Here is a 3,507-nt window from a genome sequence, read left to right on the forward strand (position 1 = left end):
GGGGCGACGGACGTTGGGCTTTGGGTCACCAAGGGCTTGCAAGATATCGAGATGCCGATTTTCTTAAACGCCTGCGATGACCTGCGCCGGTTTGATCTGTCGGGTGATACCATCAGGATTGGTGCAGGTGTCACCATGGCGTGGCTTTACGAAACATTATCGATCTACCATCCTTCCTACGCTGAAATGATCAGGCGCTATGGCTCCGAGCAAGTCAGGCAGGCCGCGACCATCGGCGGTAATATTGCCAATGGATCACCAATTGGGGACAACCCGCCTGCCCTGATCGCATTGAACGCGACCCTTCATTTGCGAAAAGGCACTGAGCAGCGCGACGTTCCCATCGAAGATTTCTTCATCGCCTATGGCAAGCAAGATCGCCAAGCGGGTGAGTTTGTTGAAGCTGTGACCATCCCTAAAGAAGCGCCGCAATTGCGCTGCTACAAGCTGTCCAAACGCTTTGATCAGGACATTTCAGCAGTCTGCGGGTGTTTCAATATTGAGGTGAAAGACAGCAAAGTGAGCGACGCACGGATCGCCTTTGGCGGTATGGCGGGCACGCCCATGCGCGCGGCAAAGGCCGAAGCAGCCCTACTTGGAAACGCTTGGACCACCGCAACGATCGACGCAGCCGCGCACGCAATGGCCGAGGATTTCACGCCATTAACCGACATGCGCGCTTCGGCGGACTATCGCATGGCCAGCGCGCAAAACATGCTGCGCCGGTACTTCGCAGATTTTTCTGGCGATGCTGTTTCTGTGTTGGAGGTGCAGGCATGAGCGTTTCCAAACCACTCCCCCATGATGCGGCCAAGCTCCACGTGACGGGAACAGCGCGCTATATCGATGACATCCCGACACCGCGCGATGCCCTGCATCTGGCTTTTGGTCAAAGCACGGTTGCGCATGGGGATATCGACTCGGTTGATCTTTCAAACGTTCGTGCGAGCGAAGGCGTGGTTGCCGTTCTGCTTGCAGACGATCTACCCTTTGAGAACGACGTCAGCCCAGCCGCACATGATGAACCGCTTTTGGCGACTGGTAGTGTGCATTATGTTGGTCAGCCCATTTTTCTGGTCGTCGCGACCTCGCATCTGCTGGCGCGCAAAGCGGTGAGGCGGGCAAAAATTGAGTACACAGAAAAGCCTGCGATTTTCAGTATTGAAGACGCACTTGCTGCGGATAGCCGTTTTGAAGAAGGTCCGCGCATCTACCAAAAAGGGGACGCTGAGAAAGCCCTAAAAAATGCGCCCCGCACAGCTGAGGGTGTGATTGAGATGGGTGGGCAAGAGCACTTCTATCTCGAAGGGCAAGCCGCGCTCGCGCTGCCGCAAGAAGGCGGCGACATGCTGGTGCATAGCTCAACGCAGCATCCGACAGAAATTCAGCACAAGGTCGCCCATGCGCTTGGCGTGCTCATGAACGCGGTGCGCGTTGAAGTACGCCGTATGGGTGGTGGGTTTGGTGGCAAGGAAAGCCAAGGCAATGCGCTGGCCGTCGCATGTGCCATCGCGGCGCGACAAACGGGTCAGCCGTGCAAGATGCGATATGATCGTGATGATGACATGACGATCACGGGCAAGCGCCATGATTTCCGCATTGCCTATAAGGTCGGGTTTGATGATGAGGGTCGACTGCTCGGTGTTGATTTCGTTCAGTACACCCGATGCGGTTGGGCGCAGGATTTATCCTTGCCAGTGGCCGACCGAGCAATGCTGCATTCGGACAATGCCTATCTGCTGGAACATGCCCGCATTGAGAGCCATCGCCTCAAGACCAACACCCAAAGCGCGACTGCCTATCGCGGCTTTGGTGGGCCGCAAGGGATGCTTGGCATCGAACGGGTCTTGGATCATGTAGCGCATGAAGTTGGGCGTGATCCGTTAGAGGTGCGGCGCCTGAATTATTACGCGCCGATGTCGATTGAGCAAGCCGATGCCTCCGGCGGGGATATTTCCGAAAAGGTGAAGGTGCAGACCACGCCTTATGGGATGGAGGTTGAGGATTTCATCCTTCATGAAATGACAGAATCTTTGCGCGTTTCTTCTGATTATGAGGCGCGGCGCAAGGCGATTGCAGAATGGAACGCCACGAACCAGATTTTGAAAAAGGGGATCGCGCTGACGCCTGTGAAATTTGGGATTTCCTTTACCTTGACGCATCTCAATCAGGCGGGCGCATTGGTGCATGTCTATTCCGATGGCTCCATCCATATGAACCACGGCGGCACCGAAATGGGGCAAGGGTTGTTCCAAAAAGTTGCGCAGGTGGCCGCGTCGCGATTTGGCGTCGATGTGAGCACGGTGAAGATCACGGCGACAGACACGGGCAAGGTACCCAACACCTCTGCAACGGCAGCCTCATCTGGGACGGACCTGAACGGCATGGCGGTGAAAGCGGCCTGCGATACGATCCGCGCGCGTATGGCTGCATTCATGGCCGAGCGTTTTGATGTATCGCCAGATGCTGTCAGTTTTGAAGATGGTAACGTTACCGCGGGCACAGAGACCATGAGTTTCGCTCAGGTCGCTACTTTGGCTTACGAAAACCGCATCTCGCTCTCTGCGACGGGGTTTTACAAAACACCCAAAGTTGCTTGGGATCGCATCAAGGGCGACGGGCGACCCTTCTTCTATTTCGCGTATGGTGCTTCTGTGAGCGAAGTGGTGATCGACACACTAACAGGCGAGAATCGCATTTTGCGCACCGACATTCTCCATGATGCGGGGGCCTCGCTTAACCCCGCATTGGACGTTGGTCAGGTTGAAGGCGCGTATGTGCAGGGTGCGGGCTGGCTGACAATGGAAGAACTGGTCTGGGATGCGAAAGGGCGACTGCGCACGCATGCGCCATCCACCTATAAAATTCCCGCGTGTTCCGACCGCCCTGACGTTTTCAACGTAGCGCTCTGGAAGAACGAAAACCCAGAAGCGACGATATATCGATCCAAAGCCGTTGGAGAGCCCCCTTTCATGCATGGGATATCTGCTTTCATGGCGATGTCTGATGCGGTTGCAGCCTGCGGTGAACGCTACCCAGCGCTTGATGCGCCAGCCACGCCTGAACAGGTTTTGAAAGCTGTAGAACAGGTCCGCAATGGGCTTTGAGTTAGAACAACTACGTTCGGCTGTGCAGATGCATGGCCGCGTCGCCCGTGTTGTGATCGCAGATGTGAAAGGGTCATCACCGCGTGACGTTGGCGCTGCGATGCTCGTCTGGGACACAGGACAAAGCGGAACCATTGGTGGCGGCGCGCTAGAGTTTGAATTGGCAAACCGCGCACTCAGCGTCGACAAGCAAAGCCTGACGCATCACGCGCTTGGGCCAGAGCTTGGGCAATGCTGTGGTGGCGCCGTGCAGATTTTGACCGAAGTCTATGAGGCGCGCGATCTGGAACGCCTGAATAAAGAGGTGATCGCACGTTCCGTGGGTCAGCCCCGCGACATGCCGCTTCAGGTTCGCCGTATATTAACTGATGCGCGTGCAACGGGGCACAAAATTAAAACG

3 protein-coding genes are annotated in these 3,507 nt (G+C 56.1%); all 3 read left to right on the forward strand.

The annotated features are described in order from the left end of the window. A partial coding sequence (locus ABJQ89_RS06570; protein WP_348495468.1) for an FAD binding domain-containing protein occupies window positions 1-780 on the forward strand: 780 nt, incomplete at its 5' end. Then, window positions 777-3,107 (forward strand): xanthine dehydrogenase molybdopterin binding subunit, encoded by a 2,331-nt coding sequence (xdhB, locus tag ABJQ89_RS06575; RefSeq protein ID WP_348495469.1) that lies wholly within the window; start codon window positions 777-779, stop codon window positions 3,105-3,107. The genes ABJQ89_RS06570 and xdhB, both read left to right, overlap by 4 nt. After that, window positions 3,097-3,507 (forward strand): XdhC family protein (locus ABJQ89_RS06580; protein ID WP_348495470.1); only part of this gene is annotated, 411 nt, incomplete at its 3' end. The genes xdhB and ABJQ89_RS06580, both read left to right, overlap by 11 nt.

Origin of the sequence: Planktotalea sp. (assembly GCF_039984035.1) — a bacterium.
Taxonomy (GTDB): Bacteria; Pseudomonadota; Alphaproteobacteria; order Rhodobacterales; family Rhodobacteraceae; genus Planktotalea.